This window comes from Emergencia timonensis, assembly GCF_900086585.1.
In the GTDB taxonomy this organism is placed as follows: Bacteria; Bacillota; Clostridia; order Peptostreptococcales; family Anaerovoracaceae; genus Senimuribacter; species Senimuribacter timonensis.
In genome coordinates, this window is record NZ_FLKM01000009.1 from 1,260,022 (window position 1) to 1,278,985 (window position 18,964).

Annotated in this window: 17 protein-coding genes and 1 pseudogene; 15 read left to right on the forward strand and 3 right to left on the reverse strand. The window is 48.3% G+C overall.

Annotation, left to right across the window (positions count from 1 at the left end):
* The first annotated feature begins 153 nt into the window (after nt 1–153).
* From BN6539_RS16915 to BN6539_RS16960, 10 genes are all read left to right on the forward strand, one after another.
* Entirely contained in the window at nt 154–1,185 is a 1,032-nt protein-coding gene (locus tag BN6539_RS16915) for a succinylglutamate desuccinylase/aspartoacylase family protein (RefSeq protein WP_067541153.1), read from the forward strand.
* Nucleotides 1,186–1,220: 35 nt separating this feature from the next.
* Nucleotides 1,221–2,156 carry an ABC transporter permease gene (locus tag BN6539_RS16920; RefSeq protein WP_067541155.1) on the forward strand — a complete coding sequence of 312 codons (936 nt, stop codon included), beginning with the start codon at nt 1,221–1,223 and terminating at the stop codon, nt 2,154–2,156.
* The gene (locus tag BN6539_RS16925; RefSeq protein ID WP_067541165.1) at nt 2,153–3,010 is read left to right on the forward strand and encodes an ABC transporter permease; all 858 of its coding nucleotides are present in this window, start codon (nt 2,153–2,155) and stop codon (nt 3,008–3,010) included. Before BN6539_RS16920 ends, BN6539_RS16925 begins: the two co-directional genes overlap by 4 nt.
* Before the next feature lie 296 nt (nt 3,011–3,306).
* On the forward strand, nt 3,307–4,863 hold the full coding sequence (locus tag BN6539_RS16930) for an ABC transporter substrate-binding protein (protein ID WP_067541167.1): 1,557 nt from the start codon (nt 3,307–3,309) through the stop codon (nt 4,861–4,863).
* Nucleotides 4,864–4,896: 33 nt separating this feature from the next.
* Nucleotides 4,897–5,913 (forward strand): ABC transporter ATP-binding protein, encoded by a 1,017-nt coding sequence (locus BN6539_RS16935; RefSeq protein WP_148484501.1) that lies wholly within the window; start codon nt 4,897–4,899, stop codon nt 5,911–5,913.
* Nucleotides 5,901–6,887, forward strand: a complete 987-nt coding sequence (locus BN6539_RS16940) for an ABC transporter ATP-binding protein (protein WP_067541172.1) — start codon at nt 5,901–5,903, stop codon at nt 6,885–6,887. Before BN6539_RS16935 ends, BN6539_RS16940 begins: the two co-directional genes overlap by 13 nt.
* 13 nt (nt 6,888–6,900) lie before the next feature.
* Entirely contained in the window at nt 6,901–8,889 is a 1,989-nt protein-coding gene (locus tag BN6539_RS16945) for a S9 family peptidase (protein ID WP_187375526.1), read from the forward strand.
* A 43-nt stretch (nt 8,890–8,932) separates the two neighbouring features.
* Nucleotides 8,933–9,691 (forward strand): amidohydrolase family protein, encoded by a 759-nt coding sequence (locus BN6539_RS16950; RefSeq protein ID WP_067541176.1) that lies wholly within the window; start codon nt 8,933–8,935, stop codon nt 9,689–9,691.
* Between the two features lie 19 nt (nt 9,692–9,710).
* Nucleotides 9,711–11,141: a M20/M25/M40 family metallo-hydrolase gene (locus BN6539_RS16955; RefSeq protein WP_067541179.1), complete on the forward strand. Its 1,431-nt coding sequence runs from the start codon at nt 9,711–9,713 to the stop codon at nt 11,139–11,141.
* A gap of 113 nt (nt 11,142–11,254) precedes the next feature.
* Nucleotides 11,255–12,094 (forward strand): Rpn family recombination-promoting nuclease/putative transposase, encoded by an 840-nt coding sequence (locus tag BN6539_RS16960; RefSeq protein ID WP_067541181.1) that lies wholly within the window; start codon nt 11,255–11,257, stop codon nt 12,092–12,094.
* Between the two features lie 125 nt (nt 12,095–12,219).
* Here BN6539_RS16960 and BN6539_RS16965 read toward each other — a convergent pair whose 3' ends face one another.
* Together BN6539_RS16965 and BN6539_RS16970 are read right to left on the reverse strand one after the other, a co-directional pair.
* Nucleotides 12,220–12,669 (reverse strand): DUF3021 domain-containing protein, encoded by a 450-nt coding sequence (locus tag BN6539_RS16965; RefSeq protein WP_067541183.1) that lies wholly within the window; start codon nt 12,667–12,669, stop codon nt 12,220–12,222.
* A 3-nt stretch (nt 12,670–12,672) separates the two neighbouring features.
* Nucleotides 12,673–13,116: a LytTR family DNA-binding domain-containing protein gene (locus BN6539_RS16970; protein ID WP_067541185.1), complete on the reverse strand. Its 444-nt coding sequence runs from the start codon at nt 13,114–13,116 to the stop codon at nt 12,673–12,675.
* 295 nt (nt 13,117–13,411) lie between these two features.
* On the opposite strand from BN6539_RS16970, the gene BN6539_RS16975 reads away from it, so the two are divergent.
* The 5 genes and pseudogenes from BN6539_RS16975 to BN6539_RS16995 form a co-directional block, all read left to right on the forward strand.
* Entirely contained in the window at nt 13,412–14,185 is a 774-nt protein-coding gene (locus tag BN6539_RS16975; protein WP_067541186.1) for an ABC transporter ATP-binding protein, read from the forward strand.
* The gene (locus BN6539_RS16980) at nt 14,182–14,934 is read left to right on the forward strand and encodes an ABC transporter permease (protein ID WP_067541188.1); all 753 of its coding nucleotides are present in this window, start codon (nt 14,182–14,184) and stop codon (nt 14,932–14,934) included. The genes BN6539_RS16975 and BN6539_RS16980 overlap by 4 nt, the downstream gene beginning before the upstream one ends.
* Nucleotides 14,935–15,030: 96 nt before the next feature.
* Entirely contained in the window at nt 15,031–15,732 is a 702-nt protein-coding gene (gene vanR, locus BN6539_RS16985; protein ID WP_067541190.1) for a VanR-ABDEGLN family response regulator transcription factor, read from the forward strand.
* Entirely contained in the window at nt 15,710–16,846 is a 1,137-nt protein-coding gene (locus BN6539_RS16990) for a sensor histidine kinase (RefSeq protein WP_067541192.1), read from the forward strand. The genes vanR and BN6539_RS16990 overlap by 23 nt, the downstream gene beginning before the upstream one ends.
* A 291-nt stretch (nt 16,847–17,137) precedes the next feature.
* Nucleotides 17,138–17,662, forward strand: a pseudogene (locus tag BN6539_RS16995) (M15 family metallopeptidase); the annotation flags it as partial.
* A 26-nt stretch (nt 17,663–17,688) separates the two neighbouring features.
* Here BN6539_RS16995 and BN6539_RS17000 read toward each other — a convergent pair.
* Nucleotides 17,689–18,900, reverse strand: coding sequence for a helix-turn-helix domain-containing protein (locus tag BN6539_RS17000; protein WP_067541196.1), 1,212 nt, complete (start codon nt 18,898–18,900; stop codon nt 17,689–17,691).
* Nucleotides 18,901–18,964 lie beyond the last annotated feature (64 nt).

Consider the following 18,964-nt stretch of genomic DNA (forward strand, 5'->3'; position numbering starts at 1 on the left):
TATAGAGGGATGGAGAAAGATGTCGAAAATAAAAGAATATTGTAAAAACTTATAAAAAGACTTATAATGATGAAAACGAAGTTTAAAGCTTTAAACCGATGAAGGAATTACCAAAAGTAGTAACATGCAAAGCATTTATAGGAGGAAACAATTATGGGAGACGTAGTAATCAATGGTTATGTGGCAAAAGCGGGGGAATACGCCTTTTACCGCATGCCTGTTTCAAAACTGGCAAGCGGATTAGAACTGGAACTGCCTCTGCACATCGTAAACGGCAGCGAGGAGGGGCCGACCCTGATGCTGAGCGCTTTATCACACGGCGATGCCACGACGGGATTTGAAGCGATCCGTCAGGTCATCGAGCAAGTGGATATCAAAAAACTGAAAGGTACGATCATCGCAGTACCGATGCAGAATCCACTGGCTTTTGAGTGGGACTGGCGCAATACGCCCCAGGACTGCTACAACATGAACCGAACGTATCCGGGCAATTCCCGCGGGTGGGTGACGGAGCAGATGGCATCGGTGGTTTCGCCCCTCTGCGATTATGCGGATGCATTGATCGACTGGCACGGCGGCGGTTATGGAGATGCGATCCATTATGTCTTGTCCAAACTGGGACCCAGCGAAGACGCTGACGATGAGTTACTGAGCAGAATCAACCATATGGCAAAAACTTTTGGCCTTGTCCATATGTACGGCGGAAAACCTGCCGGCCCTGACGCAGCATATGCCGGTACGCTCAGTGACTATATGATTATCAAAGGCAAACCTTCCATTGTTGCCGAGATCGGCACTGGTGTTGCTTCCCTACACGATAAATTTATCGAAAGCAGCGTGAGGGGCGTGTTCAACGTCATGAAGGATATGGGCATGTATCCGGGCGAGCCGGTGATCCCTGAAACCCAGTGGATCGTCAAGACCCGTTCTGTCACACGTCCTAAGAACGGCGGTATGTTCTACCCGATGGTCGGCCCGGAATATGTGAACAAGACTGTGCCAAAGGGGACTCTCATCGCTGTCATCCGTGATCCGCTGACCATGGAAGTCATCGAGGAAATGCAAGCACCATTTGAAGAAACCGTATTTCTCGATATGCGTGTGATGATGACCAAAGTACATCCGGGGGATTACGCCTATATCATGGCAGATATTTCGGATGCACAGCGCATCGATAACAAGTAGCTTGTTTACAACTTGGCCAGGAGGGCAGATGTACAATGATAAGGTATATCATAAAAAGAATTTTACAGACCGTACTGGTATTGTTCCTCGTGATGACGCTGGTCTTTGTCATCCTCAGAGTCGTGGGCGATCCGACAAAGATGATGGTGACGCCAGACAGTACCTTTGAAGATCTTGAGAAGGTTCGTCATGCTTTGGGCTTAGACAAATCCATCTGGCAGCAATATGTTGAGTACGTGACGAATATTTTACATGGAGATTTTGGGGATTCCTATTATTTCCAAAGACCGGTGCTGGATCTGCTGCAGGAGCGTCTTCCGGCGACATTGAAGATTCAGAGCATTGCGCTTCTCGTATCGCTGCCGCTGGCGATTCTCTTCGGCATCATCTCGGCGATTAAGCGAAACTCTATCCTAGACAATGCAGTTACCATTTTTGTCGTTGCAGGGCGGTCCATTCCATCTTTTTGGTTCGGGCTGCTGATGGTCATGATTTTTTCTGTGAATCTGGGCTGGCTCCCGCCATCTGGTTACGGTGAGCCAAGCCAGCTAATCATGCCGGTGATTGCTATAGCGGCAGGTATGGGGGCCAGTGTGACCAGGCTTACCAGATCCTCTATGCTGGATGTCATGCGTCAGGACTACATCACGACGGCCAGGGCAAAAGGTGCCAAAGAAAACACGGTGATTGTCAAACACGGATTACATAACGCTTTGCTGACCGTGGTCACTTTCGTGGCGCTGCAGATCGGATATATGTTTGCGGGCTCTGTCGTCGTCGAATCCGTCTTTGCCCTGCCAGGGCTGGGAAGGCTCATCGTAACAGCCATCAAGGATTATGATTTTCCACTGATACAAGCCAGCACGTTGGCATTCGCCCTCATTTTCTCGCTGATCAACTGCATTGCCGATATCTGTTACACGTTGATCGATCCGAGAATATCCTACAGAAACAAAGGAGGCGCGGCATGAACGATGTTTGGAAGATGATAAGACACAGCACGCGAACAGCAAAGTTCGGCCTTGTAGTAGTGGCAGTCTGGATTGTCGTGGCAGTTCTCGCGCCGATCCTTGCTCCATATGGAATGAACGATATCGATGTTGCGCAGCGGCTGGCGCCGCCGTGCTGGATGGAGAGCGGTTCCATGGACCATATCTTCGGTACAGATCAGTTGGGCAGAGATGTGCTTACCAGGCTCATCTATGGGTCCAGGATTTCTCTCATCGTCGGTATCGTAGCTGGTATTGTAGGCCTGGTCATCGGTGTGATTCTGGGGTTACTGGCCGGATATTTTGGCGGATGGATCGATGTGGTGATTTCCAGAATGATTGACGTCATGCTGGCATTTCCCTTTATCTTTCTGGCACTTCTGCTGGTAGCCGCCCTGGGGGCAAGCTTGACCAATGTCATCCTGGTGCTTGGAATCACGGGCTGGGTGCCCTATGCGCGGACGGTTCGCGCCCAGGTGCTTTCAGTAAAAGAAAAAGAATTTGTAAAAGCCGCCCATGCCCTCGGGTGCAGCGATGGGCGCATCATTTTCAAACAGATATTGCCTAGTGTCATTGATTCGGCGATCATACTTGGGACCATGGACATAGGAACCATCATACTATCTGAAGCGTCCTTGACTTTCCTCGGTCTTGGGATTCCGCCCAACATCGCGACCTGGGGAAATATGATTGCCAATGGAAATGACTATATCTTCAGTGCCGGCTGGCTGACCATGATACCGGGCATCGCATTGCTGATCGGCTGCATCTCTATCAACTTTGTCGGCGACTGGCTGCGCGATGTCCGCGATCCGAGACTGCGCGGCGTAGATTAAATCTTACGACTAAATCCATCCAATCGAGCGGCGCAGGAATGCTTGCTCTCTTGGGGATGGCCGTCGAGTGCCACGGAGCATAGCTCCTGCACTCTTGACAGGGGACCTACCAACGATTCCGCATTGCTGAATCGGGTTAGGTCTCCCAAAGCATAAGGTCTGCCAAGCCAAATCAGCAGTAAAACTCACCAAATCAAAGATTTGGGAGTTTCTTGCATGAGACCTGCCATCGGTTTGCGATGCAAACCGGGCTAGGGCTTCAAGATTTGGGGCAGAACCATTAGGAGGAAAGAACAATGTTAGTAAAAAGAAGTAAAATGCTGGTACTGCTGCTTGCATTATGTCTGACAGCGGGAACTTTATTTGGATGTGGCTCTGATTCTGAGGGAAAAGATGAGCCTGCCACTGTAACCATTGCACAGAGTTCTGATCCGCAGACTTTGGACCCTCATAAAGTTGGAGGGGACATCAGTGCGAATATATTTAGAAATGTCTGTGAGACACTGTTAACTTATGATGAAAATTGGGAGATTTCGCCTTTGCTGGCAGAGTCCTATGAACAGGTATCTGACACAGAGTGGGTCTTCCATCTGAAAGAAGGCGTCACCTTCTCCAACGGTGAACCCTTTGATGCAGAGGCTGCCATTTGGAACTTCAAGCGCGCCGCATCGGACAAACATCCGCGTCAGGCCTTTGAGTTCAGAGATTATGTGAAAGCATACGAAGCAGTGGACGAACTGACCCTGAAATTTACCCTTTCTAAGCCGGATATTTTCTTCACCGCACACATCGCAGAAGTCCCGATGCTGGAACCAAAGCACAGTGAAGAAATCGGTGAAGAAGCCATTGGCAACGACATCATCGGCACTGGCCCATATGTATTCAAAACTTGGGAAGCAGACAAAGAGATTTTACTGGAGAAGAATCCTACATACTGGGGAGAAGAGCCGGATGCTGACCGCGTCGTATTCAAGACCATCCCTGAAGCGGCAACCCGTATCGCAGAGATGGTGAACGGCAACGTTGACATCATCATGAATGTCCAGAATGAATCCGTAGAGACTCTTGAAAAATCTGACGGCATCAAAGTTTTCCCGAAGAGGCTGAACCGGACGGAGTACATCGGATTTAACACTTACGACTGGTGTGAGACGCCGGAACTGCAAAACCCGAAGGTGCGTCAGGCGCTCAATTACGCTGTGGACGTAAACACCATTATTGAAACCATCATGGGCGGATATGGCGAACGAGTATCCAATCTGTGGCGTTCGGATTATGACGGCTTTGATGAAAAACTTTCCAAATACTATTCCTATGATCCGGAGAAGGCGAAGAAACTGCTCGCCGAAGCAGGCTATGCAGACGGCTTTGATCTGACACTGATGACCGACGTCGATAACCACGCAAAGGCACAGGAAGTGACGGAAGCCGTAGGCTCCTATCTGGAAGACATCGGCATCAACGTAAAGGTAAAGGTTCTGGACGATACTACTGCCTACGCTATCATCGTAAACGGACAGAGCGCAAAGAAATGTCCGGGCATGTTCGACTGGAACTGGGGAACAAAACCTGGCTTGTACGAATCTACACTGACGGGCGTACTGAGCTCTGAAGGTATGAGTTCCTACAACAAAATCGAAGGTTATGACGAGTTGATTGAAAAGCTGCTGGCGGAGACCACAGAAAAAGGACGTGCGCCTTACATCAAAGAAATCCAGGAGATGATGGTCGAAAATCCAGCCTGCTTATATCTATTCAGATTATATGACATTTACGCAGTATCAGAGCGCATTCAGTGGGAACCAGAGGCTCATTATGCGATGCTGGTAAAGGAAATGAAAATCACAAAATAAAGTGTTACTCTGAGGAAAGAAGGATGACTGGTGATGGACTATTTACTAGAAGTCAATCATCTTAAAACCTATTTCTACGGTTCAGAAAAGCAGGAAATTCCGGCAGTGGACGACGTCAGCTTCAAAGTGAAGCAGGGCGAGACCCTGTGTATTGTCGGCGAGAGTGGCTGCGGCAAGAGTGTCACCACATTATCGGTGATGAAGCTTGTCCAGACGCCTCCCGGCAAATACGTCTCCGGGGAAATTCTCTTTGAGGGAAAAAATCTCTTAGAAATGAGCCAGAGAGAAATCAGAGATTTAAGATGTAAAGAGATATCGATGATATTTCAAGAACCCATGACGGCGCTGAACCCCGTACATAAGATTGGAGCGCAGATAGCAGAAGCGCTGATCATCAATGAAGAAATGGATAAGAAAGCAGCGCGGCAGAAAGCGGCAGACCTGCTCCGCATGGTAGGCGTGCCTGACCCTGTGCGATGTGCCGACTCCTACCCACATCAGCTTTCCGGCGGTATGCGGCAGAGAGCCATGATTGCCATGGCTTTCAGCTGCAATCCCAAACTGCTGCTTGCTGATGAGCCTACCACGGCTCTGGATGTGACCGTGCAGGCACAGATCCTGGATCTGATTCAGAAGCTGAAAGAACAGCACGGCATGACGGTAGTCTTCGTCACCCACGATCTGGGTATCGTGGCCGAAATCGCCGACAGAGTGATTGTCATGTATGCCGGACGTGTGGTAGAAGAGGCAGCCTGTGACCAGCTCTTTGCAAAGCCCCTTCATCCCTATACCAGCGGTCTGCTGAAATGCATTCCGCGTATTGACGATACCAGAGAGACTTTGGAGACCATAGAGGGACAAGTGCCTACGCCGGCTGATTTTCCCAAAGGCTGCCGCTTTCATCCCAGATGTCCAAAGGCCATGGAGATCTGCAAATCCATCATGCCGGAGCCTGTGGATGCAGGCGGTCATTTGGTTTCCTGTCACCTGTACTCATACAATGACGGTGAAAAGAAAGAACAAAGGGAGGTGCAGCCATGGAAGATTTGAAAAAAGAAGCCCCTTTGTTAGAAGTGAGGCATATCAAAAAATATTTTCCTGTATACGGGGGTTCTCTGTCCAAGCTGCAGGGTTATGTACATGCGGTAGATGATGTATCCTTTTCTGTGGAGCAGGGGGAAACCTTTGGTCTGGTAGGAGAATCGGGCTGCGGCAAAAGCACTCTGATGCAGACCATCATGCGCCTGACGCCGGCTACCGCGGGCAGCGTCACCTTTGACGGGAAAGAACTTTTTTCTTTAAAAAAGAGGGAACTGAGGAGCAGCCGCAAGGAATTTCAAATTATCTACCAGGACCCGTTTTCTTCCCTGAATCCAAGGATGACCATCGGTGAAATCATCTCGGAACCGTTGCTGGTGCACGGCGTCAAAGAGGCGGAAGAGAGAAAGCGCCGTACCTTTGAAACCATGGCCGATGTCGGTCTGCAGAAATCCTTTTATGACAGATACCCTCATGAATTCTCTGGCGGACAGCGGCAGCGAGTCAGTATCGCCCGTTCCCTGATTCTCAGGCCAAAGCTGATTCTCTGCGATGAGCCGGTTTCGGCGTTGGACGTATCCATCCAGTCGCAGATCCTGAACTTGCTGAAGGAACTCAGGGCGCGTTACGGGCTCACCTATATCTTTGTATCCCATGCCCTCAACGTGGTGAGACATCTCTCCAACCGGATCTGTGTGATGTATCTGGGTAAGATTGTAGAAATCGGCAGAACTGAGGATATCTTTGGCAATGCGCTGCATCCTTATACCAAAGCGCTGGTCTCTGCCATACCGGTACCTGATCCGGCCTTTCAGCGAAACAGAATCTTACTCAAAGGGGATGTAGCAAGCCCCAAAGATCCGCCGAAGGGCTGCCGATTTCATACCCGTTGTCCTTTTGCCGGTGAACGCTGCATGGAGGAAGAACCTGTCTTGAGGGACTATGGAAACGGACATCAATGCGCATGCTTTCTAAATGAAAGGTAAAGGAGATGATGACGTGAAAAGAAGATTAGAAATTGAAGATCTGCTCCGCTATCGCTTCCTTTCTTCCCTCAAGGCTTCTGAGAACAAAAAACACTGCGTGTTCAATGTTCATCAGGCGAACCTGGAGAAGAACGGCTATGACAGCGATCTCTATCTATACGATGCACAGACAGAGGGGATCAGACGCCTGACCGATTCCGGGTCGGCAGGTAGCGCCATCTGGCTTGATCAAAGTCATGTCCTCTTTGCATCAAAGGAAGATCTCGGAGCGGAACCGGGGAAACCCGTCACAGAATATTTTGTCATGGATATTGACAGCGGTGAGAGCCAATTCTATATGCGAATTCCGGCGGAGGTCAACTGGATCAGCGATTTGGGCGGCGGTAAATTCGCGTGTTTGGCCAAGTCCTACATCCCCGACGAAGGCGGGCCTGAGCCAAAGACAGCGGAGAAAGAAACCTGGTACCACGAGGAAAGGGACTATATCATAGCCGATGAATTGCCCTTTCGGCAGGACGGCATGGGGATCACCAACGGCATGCGCTATCGCGTCTTTGTCTATGACAGGAAGGAAGACACGCTGAATGCTGTCAGCGACAAGTGGCAGAATGTTGAATCCATCAATGCAAAAGATGGGAAGATCATCTTCAGCGCGCGCAAATTTCAGAAAACGGAACCCTATCTGTTTTACGGCGACGTGGAGGTTTATGACTCCAGTACCGGAGTTCTGGATGTTTTGATGGACGATCACACCTACAGGGTGTACGGCGTGGATTTTATCGGGGGAGAGCCTGTGTTTATCGGAACCAGGGGACTGCAACACGGCTATCAGAACGAGAACAGTTCCTTTTACCGCTTTGGTAAGGCGGGTGAACCGGAAAGATTCTGCTATAACGACAGAAGCGTGTCAAACACCGTAGGAACCGACGTGAAATATGGCGGGGTGACAGAATACATCGCAGATGAAGAAGGCGTTTATTATCTGAGCACCGAAGAAGGCGATGCCGTGATCAAGCTGGCAGGGCTAGATGGAAACATAGAAACTGTCAGCTGCGAAGAGGGCAGTGTTGACGACTTTGCTCTTTTGGACGGCAAAATCATCTACGCGGGGCTTCATGAGAACCGGCCGCAGGAGCTGTACCTTTTACGAGAGGGAGAGACTGTAAGAGTCAGCAGTTTCAATAGTGAGATTGCTGATACGTGTACGCGCAGCAGACCTGTGGCAATTACTTTTCCGGGAAGAGAGATGTCGCTGACAGGATTTGTGATCAAGCCTGTGGGTTTTGAAGAGGAGAAGGCAGAGGCGGAGAGCTATCCTTCTATTCTGTATATCCATGGCGGCCATAAGTGCGCGTTCGGTCCTGTTTTCTTTCACGAGATGCAGGTTTGGGCCAACCGGGGATTCTTTGTCATTTACTGCAATCCTCGCGGCAGTGACGGCAGAGACGATTGTTTTGCCGACGTCATAGGACGTTATGGCTTCTATGAAGAGGCAGATCTGCTGGCGTTCCGCGATGCCTGTCTGAAAGCTTATCCTGCCATGGATCCGCAGCGCATGGGAATTGGCGGCGGCAGCTACGGCGGCTTTCTGACCAACTGGATGATCAGCCGCACGGACTGTTTCAAGTGTGCCGTGTCCCAGAGAGGGATTGCCAGCTGGAACGGCATGTTTTTCACATCAGATACGAATTATTTGTTCCCGTGCTGGAGTTTTGAAAACGACGTCTGGATGGATCCGGAGAGATACTGGCAGCATTCACCGCTGAAGTATGCAGAAAACTGTCATACGCCAACGCTCTTTATTCACGCAGAGAACGATTATCGCTGTCCGGTCAGCGAAGGCATCTCCATGTTCCAGGCGTTAAAATTCAAAGGCATTGAGGCGAGACTCTGCATCTTCAAGGGGGAATCTCACGGATTGAGCCGCAGTGGAAAGCCGAGAAGCAGGATCAAGCGTCTGAAAGAAATGACGAACTGGTATGAAAAACATCTGCAGCCGTAATGACTGCTGTAATCAATAGCAAAGTGAAAATTGGAGGTAAGATATGGTTATAGATTCTCATACACACATTCGCGAAGGGAATGAAGACATCGGTGCGTTCCTGGCAGGAATGGACGAGGCCGGTGTGGACATGGCGGTAGTTTCTCCCATCGCGCCAGTGGAACTGGGATTTCACGACAATAAATACATCGCAAAGCTGGTAAAGGAGCACCCTGACCGCATCATCGGTTATGCGTCGGTTCACCCGGCGGATTTGAACGCCCTCGATGAACTTCGCCGCGGCGTAGAGGATTACGGATTGAAAGGCCTGAAGCTGCACCCGCCGATTCAGAACTTCTCGATGTTAGATCCCCGCGTCGGTCCTATCGTAGAAGCGTGCATCGATTACGACATTCCCATCCTGGTGCACACGGGGCCGGTCTATTCGAGAGAATCGAGGATGATCTTCAGCAATTCCGTGGATATCGACGAGTTAGCCATTCGCTATCCAGAGGCAAAGCTGATTATCGCCCACGCCCATCCCTTCGGCATTGATCCCGTAATGGTGGCGAAACACGAAAACGTGTATATCGACACGACCAGTACGACTTCCGAGTATCTGACTTTGTTCCCGCAGTTAGACCACATGCTCTACGATTGGATGCGCAGAGACGACCGCATTCTCTTCGGTTCTGACTCCAATCAAAACCACCCTGAGCGCTTTGCAAGCGATCTGAAACCTCTGCGAGCGATGGATATCCCAGAGGAAAGCAAGGAGAAGCTGTTCTCCGGCAACATCAAACGTCTGCTTCACATGGACTGAGAGAGAGAGGATGATACGTATGGAAAACTGGCTTCCAAAGATTTATGATGAAATTGAAAAACGTTTTGAAGGGGAGCATCTCCCAAAGGTGCTGTCTCTTGTAAGGCAGCCCAGCATCGCTGGCACAGGAGAGGGAATAGAAGAATGTGCGCGGATGGTTCTCGACATGCTGAATGACCTGGGCTGCGAGGAGGGACATCTGGAGCACTATGTCTACAGCCCGGTAGTCAGCGCTAAATTGAAATCGGAGGTCGAAGATGCGCCGACTTTGGTCATCTACGGTATGTACGATGTGCAGCCGCCGGAGCCGCTTGAAGAGTGGCGCGTGCCTCCTTATGAGGGCGCGATCATCGATGTGGAGCCTTATGGGGAATGCGTCGTCGCCCGCGGAATCGCAAACTCCAAGGGACCGCTGGTCTGTTTCTTCAACACGGTAAAAGTAATCAAAGAGACTCTGGGTTACTTTCCACTGAACTTGTGGTTTGTAATCGAAGGGGAAGAGGAGATGGGCAGCGAAAGCCTGGCGCCGTTTACAAAGAACCATGCCGACGAGCTATCAAAGTGCCTGGGCGTATACCTCTTATCCGCCAGGCAGGACGAAAACGGCAAGCCGTTTACAACCTTGGGAAATAAAGGAATTCTCTATTTTGAGATGGAAGCCCGCGGTGGAGAGTGGGGCGGGCCGCAGAAGCTGGATATTCACGGCAGCAACGCAGCCTGGGTGTCCAATCCGATTTGGAGATTGGTGAACGCGCTGGATACCATGCGCGATGAAAACGATCACATTTTGATCGAGGGTTTCTATGACGATGTGGCGCCGCTGAATGAAATGGATGAGTTTTATACAGATCGCATGGCGCAGGTCTTTGATGAGGATATGTATCTCAACAAGCGACTATATACCAGCCGTTTCCTTCACGACAAGAGAGGCAGGGATGCGCTGCACGCGCTGCTCTGGGAGCCGACGCTGAACATCGACGGCATCTGGGGCGGCTATACAGGGCCTGCAACAAAGACCATCGTGCCATATCATGCGACGTGCAAGGTCGATGTGCGCCTGGTTCCCAATATGAGACCGGAGGAGACGCTGGCAAAAATCAGGAAGCACCTGGACGATCACGGATATTCTGATATCGAGCTGATCACCAGACAGGGAACGCCTTATTCCAAGGTGGACGCAGGCAGTGCTATCGCCAGGGCCTGCATCTCGGCCATGGAACAGAGCGGCTATCCGGAAAACACCGTTTGGCCGATTTTCCCTGGCAGCGGTCCCGCCTACTTATTTACAGATCCGCCGGTATGCCTGCCGCTAGTTGACTACAGCCTGGGAATCAGCGGCCAGATACATGCACCGAACGAATACTTTACCGTCAAGGGACTGAAAGAAAACGAGATGTCCGTTGCGGCGGTGATATGGAATCTATGCAGGATTTTGGAAGAAGAGGCGTGAAAATATTATTGTAAAATATTGACATATAAGGAAAGTTGATGTATCATTGTTATGGAAATTAATGTAAAATTATGTGCTGGAATTCATACACTCGTAGTAAGAATGGAGGATCTATGAATAAACACAATCCCAACAATGAGAACATCCAATTCCCCTTGACCAACGACCTGGTGTTCAGCCTGGTCATGCAGGATACTGACCTCTGTAAAGAGCTTATCCAACGCATCTTTCCTGAACGAAAGATTGCTGAGCTTAAATTCAGCGATACATATGTGGAAAGTCAGAAGAGTTTGATCAACGGCATCATCGAAAAAAGCGTTCGCCTGGACGTGTTATTTATAGGGGATGACCAATGGTATAACTTGGAACTCCAGACCACCTTTGACGAACATCTTCCTATGCGTGGCCGTTATTATGGTTGTTCCATGGACATGGACCAGATAAAAAAGGGTGAGCGGTACAACCAATTGAAACCCAGCTATGTTATCTTTATCTGCACCTTTGACTTTTATGGTCTGGACCAGGCAATCTATAGCTTTGAAAACTATGATATGAGAAACAGCTTGCCATACGGCGATAACTCCTATAAAATAATAGTAAACACAACCTGTAGTGAAGAGAGTACCCCACCAGAACTGAAGGCTTTCTTTGACTATATCAACGATATGGATGTGCCGGAGGACGACGGGTTCATTAAAGCCCTGCACAGCCAGGTGGAGAACTATAACACATCGTATTGGAGGCGGAAGCTGATGACATTGGAAGAGAAGATGAGGATTGACCAGGAACAGGCATATGCAAAGGGTAAGACGGAAGGAATCGCGGAGGGAATTGAAGAAGGCGGGGCGAAGAAGAACTTGGAAAACGCCCTGAAGATGAAAAGTGAGGGGCTTGAAGCTGACTTAATTGTCAAGATTACAGGCCTTACACCAGAAGAAATTGAAAAATTATGAAGATTTTCCGCCTTTAGCGGCCAGCCTTACATTAAAATCACCAGTGAAAAGAGTTAACTGGTGATTTTTAATATCATTATGTGATTTCAGAATTAATAGAGGGTGCATCATAAAGGGTAAATGGATCAATCTACTGGTTCCTCTTTTTCACTTTCTAATTCTCCCAACCTCCGATTAACCTTTTTCACTTCGTTTCTGTTATGAAAATAGAACCCGGACCAGATAGCGGCAAAAATCAATATGCCCAGCAGGAAATAAGACGCGATATAGACTCCGTTGGTGACAGGCATCCAGCCTAGTTTATAAGCTACAGAGAAGTAACCCACGAGGCCCACAATGAAGTGGATGGTGATTTGCTGCCAAAATTGCATTTTGTCAAAGGTGTATACGATTGCAGAGGAGCCGCAGCAGATGCCCACTAGTGCAGAACCCAGAGCCTGTCTGACGAAATCGTCCATGATGGGCTTTAGATACGAGTCTCCCGTCAGCCAGACGCCGAGGAGATTGATAATCATGAAAAAGCTCCAGCCCCAGGAGATGCCATAAAAAAGATATTTCAATACTCTCTTTAACATATGCTAGACCCCCAATCGTTCTTTAAACTGCTTTTTGTAACTCCGGGTGATGACCTCTTCAATGCCGTTCTTCATGACGACCTCCATAGTCCCATTAAAGGATGCTTCGGCGTGATGAATGCGGCGGAAGTTGATGATGGCCGACTTCGAAATGCGGATAAAATCATTGCCAAGGAGCGCTTCCAATTCATACAAAGGTTTGCTGAGAAGATAGCGCTCCTTCGACTTGCTGTATAATACCAATTCCCGACCTTCGGTACGAATCACCTCAATCATTTCAGGCTCGATCACAAAGACTTTCCCCTCTGCTTGTGCCGTGATCATTCTTTGAATACCTTCGTTTTCCAGTATCTTAATAGCCTCCTGCACTGCGGGAGTTAGTTTTGATATATGTAATACTGCAAAGGGTTCTTCGCAGTTTGCGTCTATTTGCAGTTCCACTCTCATAAGCGACCTCCTTCCACTCGCCGGGTAAGAACATTGTACCATAAGCACTAAGCTCTGTCTTCGCTGACGTTCGCCACTCGCTAAGTGCTCTGGGCACCTGTCGTACCTCGGCTCTGTCTTCGCTGACGCTCGCCACTCGCCGGGTAAGAACATTGTACCATAAATCCGAGCCCCTTTTCATGCATTTCATCTCCGAATTTACGCAACTTACACAGGAAAAGCGGCGGAATATGCCGGGGCCATTGCGCCGGACGAGTGCGGCGTATATGATGAAAAAAAGAAGGGAGGGTGTCTGATGAGAGAAAAACTCGCGCAAATTGAACGCCTAAAAATGCGTTACGGCACAGTCAATGCCGTCACTGACGTCTCTTTCGAGCTCTACGAGGGAGAGATTCTGGCACTGATCGGTCCCAACGGCTCCGGCAAGACTTCAACTGTAGAATGCCTGGAAGGTCTGCGCAAACCGACCGGCGGCAAAATAGAACTATTGGGCTGTGATCCCCACGAAAACCGCCGTCAGATTTATAAGGAAATCGGCATTCAGCTGCAGGAGACAGAGTATCCTGACAACATTCGAGTAAAAGAATTGTGCAGGTTGTTTTCGGCTTTTTACGATCGTCCTGTCAATTGGCAGGCGCTGCTGGAACAGCTGGGGTTATCAGAAAAAGCCAATCGGATGGTAAAGAAATTATCTGGCGGAGAAAAACAAAGGCTGTCAATTCTGCTGGCCTTGCTGCCCCATCCGAAGATACTGATTCTCGACGAATTGACCACGGGGCTCGATCCTGAAGTGAGACGGGGCATGTGGGAAAGCCTGAAGCAGATCCGTCAAAGCGGGACCACGATTCTCCTGGTATCCCACTACTTGGACGAAGTGGAATACCTTGCAGACCGTCTGGTCTACCTGGAGAGCGGCCGTTCCCGTTTTGTCGGCTCTTTAGATGAATTCAGACACTTTGTCAGAAGCAAAGTGCCGGCGGAGGACTGGAAGGAATCACTCACCTTAGAAGAAATATATCTTTTGATGTCTCCGAAAACGGAGACATTGAGATGGGAGGGAATACTATGAAAAAAGTAATTGCCATCTTTCAAACAGAATCGAGGCTTTTTATGAGAGACTTTTTTGCCTTTTTCTTTACCTTTGCGTTTCCTGTCTTCATGCTGCTGCTCTATGGGAGCATTTATGGAAACGAGCCGACACCATATTTTGAAGGACAGGGAACCATGGACGTATCAGTTCCCGCCTATGCGGCCATGATTATCGGCGTTACGGGTTTGATGGCTTTTCCCCTGACCATTTCAACCTATAAGGAGCAAAAGATATACAAACGTTTTGATGCATCGCCCGTAGGAAAAGGAATGATCATGGCAGTACAGGCAGCGGTGAATGTTTCCATGACGGTGATCGGTTTTATACTACTCTTTGTCATCGGCAAGTTGGTATACGATATCCGGATCCAAGGTGACTGGTTTACCATCGCCCTAGCCATGTTGCTGTCCATTGCATGCATATTTTCACTGGGCTTTTTCTTCACAGCTCTTTCGCCGTCAACGAAAATCAACAACCTGTTGTGCTACATCTCTTATTTTGTGATGATTTTTTTATCCGGGGCGACCATGCCAAAGGAACTATTCCCCGACGTCATCATCAAAGTATCGAAGTTCCTGCCCCTAACCCATGTGGTAAATACCTTGCAGGGGACCTTTCGAAATGCACCTGTAGGCCAGTATCGAGACAGTCTGGTCGTATTGGCGGCCGTCATGGTTTTCTGCGTCGCGGCCGGTGCGCTGTTGTATAAAAAGAAAAGTTGGATGTAAGTAGGAAAATCTTAAGAAAATCATAGATAAAAAGAGATAAATGCAGGCGTATGAACTGATATAATGACAGCAGCTTAATGAAAAGGAGAATTGCTGGTGTCTGATAAAATACTGATCGTCGATGACGAACACGAAATTGCGGATCTGATTGAAGTCTATCTGAACAATGAAGGCTATGAGGTTTTTAAGTTCTACACTGCCAGAGAGGCCCTGGACTGCATTCATAGGACTGCATTGGATCTGGCTATCTTGGACGTGATGCTGCCGGACATAAACGGTCTTGCACTATGTCAAAAAATCAGAGAAAAATACACCTATCCCGTCATCATGCTGACGGCTAAGGATGGAGAAATGGACAAAATCACAGGTCTCACGCTGGGGGCTGACGATTACGTGACAAAACCTTTTCGGCCGCTGGAAGTGGCAGCACGGGTGAAATCACAGCTGCGGCGGTACAAAAAATATAATTCGCCACTGGATGGAAGGGCTGCGGATGATGTGATCATCCATTCTGATTTGGTTCTCAACCGGAAGACCCATGAATGCTGCTTAAATGAGAAAAAAATCCCCTTAACACCCACCGAGTTTTCTGTTTTACGCATCCTCCTGGAAAATAAGGGGAATGTGGTCAGCGCAGAGGAACTGTTTCATCAGATTTGGCAGGATGAATATTACAGCAAGGCAAATAATACGATCACCGTTCACATTCGCCACCTACGGGAAAAACTAGGCGACGCAGTAGATAAGCCTAAATATATTAAAACAATCTGGGGAGTTGGGTATAAAATTGAAACTTGACGAAAAAGTGGACTATAGAGCCTTTCAGCGTAAAATCATGGAACGTTTTTGTGCGATTGCGCTGATCGCATTCTTCTTGGTGATCGTATTATATGTGCTCATTTTGCAGCAGAGGGTAGGCAATTGGATTGTCGATCTATTAAAGTTCTTTATGAGGATAGAGGAAGAAGAGGCTCTTCTCCTCTACTATTATTATTTTCGAGAGTATAAAGAGGTCTTCTTTTCTGTTGTAATGATTGCCGTCTTCGCCTTTTTGCTTTGGCAGCTGTTCCGGTGGATGACAAGATACTTTAAAGAAATTGACCATGGCATTGATGCTCTGCTTGCAGAAGATGAAAATGAAATGCACTTATCCCCTGAAATGATGCCTTTTGAGAAAAAACTCAACACTGTGAAACAGACACTGTCGCGACGCAAAGCCGAAGCGCAGCTGGCGGAGCAGCGAAAAGATGATTTAGTGATGTACCTGGCGCACGATATTCGCACGCCGCTTACATCCGTCATCGGCTACCTGAATCTTCTTGAGGAGGAACCCGACATGTCAGTGAAGCAGCGGGCAGAATATGTTCAGATTACCCTTGACAAGGCATATCGATTAGAAAAGATGATCGAAGAGTTCTTTGAAATTACTCGCTACAATCTGCAGCAGATTGAACTGTCCAAAGATTCGATTGATCTCTATTATATGTTGGTGCAGCTCTCTGATGAGCTATCGCCGGTGCTCGCAGCTCGTGGGAATTCTGTGGTCCTGAAGGCGGATGAGAACCTGACTGTCTATGCCGATGCCGATAAACTGGTGCGGGTATTTGGCAACATTATGAAAAATGCGGCGTCCTACAGTTATTCCAACACAGAGATCGTCATCACAGCAGAAAAAACAGAAGGGCAGCTGACCATATGCTTTCAAAACAGAGGGGAGACGATACCAGATGAAAAACTTGCTTTACTGTTTGATAAGTTTTATCGCCTGGATGTATCTCGCATTTCTGATACAGGCGGTACTGGTCTGGGACTGGCAATCGCTAAGGAAATCGTCTCTTTACACGGAGGCAGGATCTGTGCGGCCAGTGAAAATGAGGTGAATACCTTTTCTGTCGTGCTTCCCGCTTCTTAGGATTTTCTTAGGAAAAAAACAATTTCATCTTAAAACTTACAACGCTCCTGTCCCTTACAATAATGGTGACAGGGGCGTTTATGATTGCACCTTGTACATCATGAAAGGGGTTTTGATATGAAAGACAATATGAAAAGAAAAAAAGTACAATTTAAGGCGAGGATCCTTTTTGTCCTGCTATGCGTTGCTCTCATTTTAAACACAGGCTGCAAGACAGGGGGGGCAGAAGACCGGCCATCAGAAGTACCGGCGAACACATCCCACAGCGACAAGCAAGCTGATAGCGGACCGTGGTATCTGACGCTGGTTAACAGGTGGAATCCTCTGCCGGAAAATTATGATTTGGAACTTGCAGAGGTAGAAGGTGGTGAACTGGTAGACCAGCGTATCTATGATCCGCTGATGGAGATGTTGAAAGCTGCCGAGGCTGAAGGATTGGGACCAATCGTAGTATCCGGCTATCGAACGAGGGCGGTGCAGCAGCGGTTTATGGATGAAAAAATCGCGGAATTCCGACAGGAGGGCTATTCCAGGAAGGATGCTGAGGAACTGGCAAAGCAGTGGGTGGCCATACCCGGAACCAGCGAACATGAACTGGGGCTTGCCGTAGATATCAATGGCGATACGTATGATATCTATCCGTGGCTGCAGGAGAACAGTTACAAGTACGGTTTTATTTTCCGCTGTCCCGCCGATAAGAAAGATATTACAGGGATTGCCGAGGAAGTGTGGCACTACCGTTATGTAGGCCTGAAGGCAGCAAAGGAAATTTACGAAAGCGGGCTCTGCCTGGAGGAGTATCTGGACAGAGACTAAACAATCCATCGATTGAGCATGACTGTTTATTCAGCATAAAACACCTGCAGATACTTTCGCCCGTAATGGAGCCGGGAGAAAAGATACAGGGTACTGTTCAGTTTGATATCGTTATCGATATGGAGCAGCGTGCTGATTTTGTTGATACGATAGCGAATGGTGTTCTTATGTTGAAACATGGCATTGGCTGTCTTCTCGATGTTTCCGCCATAATAGACGTAATGAAGCAGGGTATCAATCAGAGCTGAGGAGCCGCTTTCTGTGGAGGATAAAGCATCTAAAATCTCCCCATAGTATTTGTCGTAGTACGGCGTATAGCAATGAGCGAAGAGAAGGGCGTCTATACCGATGTCTGCAAACTTGGCGAAGCGATCCTCTTCTAATGTGCAGCTGGTATTGGCAAAGATCGCTTCCAGCAGCAGGCTGGAAATATCGGCAAATCCGTGAATGGGATTTCCGATGCCGACCTGATAGCCGTCGAATATCTCTTGTGTGAAGAATTTACTGCGCATCTCATCCTGAAATGCTTCTACCACAGCGTCGTTTATTGTATTGCAGGTACTGATGAGGAACATTCCACGTTTATATGCTGCGAAGGAGTGAACGAAGGCGGTGTCGTTGAGCTGAAGGGGGATGACGTCTCGCAGTTCTTCCATAATTTTGTTGTAATCTGACATGGCCGCAGGGGAAATTGCGGTTGTGTCAGATTTTTTTGATATATACGCCGCAAGGACCGTATCTGAATAGAAAAAGGAGTTGATTTTCCGCAGCAGAGATTCTTTCTCCAAAGCGTTCTGGTTTCTATCAAAAATCAAAGCCTGGAAGATGGAATTACTCAGTGTCGTATGGAGATTGTCCGATAATTCATTGCGAATGGCCACGATAATATCGTCGATGTACAGATTTGAAAAGAAGAGAATCGGCACATGGTGCTGATCGGCGTAATTCTTGATATCATCAGACAGGTCATCATAATAGAGGTCTTTGATAGCGATGGCTGCAACATGGTTGTTGATCAACAGCTTGAGACATCTGTTGGCAAAGGCCGCATCGTCTTTTGCCGCATAGAGGGTTGTGACGACAAATTCTCCCCTGGGAAAGTTTTTGACGATGTCCAGATCTTCCTCCCACTCAAAATAGCCGGTACTGTGAACGTCGTTATGCAGACCGCTCCTGCCGGCTGCGATGCGGAAATCCTTGAATAAAGATTGAGAGAGAAAGGTTGAAACCATTGCCATATTATGAAACCTCCTATTGTCATTTACTATATAAACACATTATAATGCAGCGAGAAGAGAAAGT

Excerpts from the sequence above, each read along its gene's own strand:
- BN6539_RS16915 (WP_067541153.1), top strand. The coding sequence starts at position 154 with ATGGGAGACGTAGTAATCAATGGTTATGTGGCAAAAGCGGGGGAATAC.
- BN6539_RS16920 (WP_067541155.1), top strand. The coding sequence starts at position 1,221 with ATGATAAGGTATATCATAAAAAGAATTTTACAGACCGTACTGGTATTG.
- BN6539_RS16925 (WP_067541165.1), top strand. The coding sequence starts at position 2,153 with ATGAACGATGTTTGGAAGATGATAAGACACAGCACGCGAACAGCAAAG.
- BN6539_RS16930 (WP_067541167.1), top strand. The coding sequence starts at position 3,307 with ATGTTAGTAAAAAGAAGTAAAATGCTGGTACTGCTGCTTGCATTATGT.
- BN6539_RS16935 (WP_148484501.1), top strand. The coding sequence starts at position 4,897 with ATGGACTATTTACTAGAAGTCAATCATCTTAAAACCTATTTCTACGGT.
- BN6539_RS16940 (WP_067541172.1), top strand. The coding sequence starts at position 5,901 with ATGGAAGATTTGAAAAAAGAAGCCCCTTTGTTAGAAGTGAGGCATATC.
- BN6539_RS16950 (WP_067541176.1), top strand. The coding sequence starts at position 8,933 with ATGGTTATAGATTCTCATACACACATTCGCGAAGGGAATGAAGACATC.
- BN6539_RS16955 (WP_067541179.1), top strand. The coding sequence starts at position 9,711 with ATGGAAAACTGGCTTCCAAAGATTTATGATGAAATTGAAAAACGTTTT.
- BN6539_RS16960 (WP_067541181.1), top strand. The coding sequence starts at position 11,255 with ATGAATAAACACAATCCCAACAATGAGAACATCCAATTCCCCTTGACC.
- BN6539_RS16965 (WP_067541183.1), bottom strand. The coding sequence starts at position 12,669 with ATGTTAAAGAGAGTATTGAAATATCTTTTTTATGGCATCTCCTGGGGC.
- BN6539_RS16970 (WP_067541185.1), bottom strand. The coding sequence starts at position 13,116 with ATGAGAGTGGAACTGCAAATAGACGCAAACTGCGAAGAACCCTTTGCA.
- BN6539_RS16975 (WP_067541186.1), top strand. The coding sequence starts at position 13,412 with ATGAGAGAAAAACTCGCGCAAATTGAACGCCTAAAAATGCGTTACGGC.
- BN6539_RS16980 (WP_067541188.1), top strand. The coding sequence starts at position 14,182 with ATGAAAAAAGTAATTGCCATCTTTCAAACAGAATCGAGGCTTTTTATG.
- BN6539_RS17000 (WP_067541196.1), bottom strand. The coding sequence starts at position 18,900 with ATGGCAATGGTTTCAACCTTTCTCTCTCAATCTTTATTCAAGGATTTC.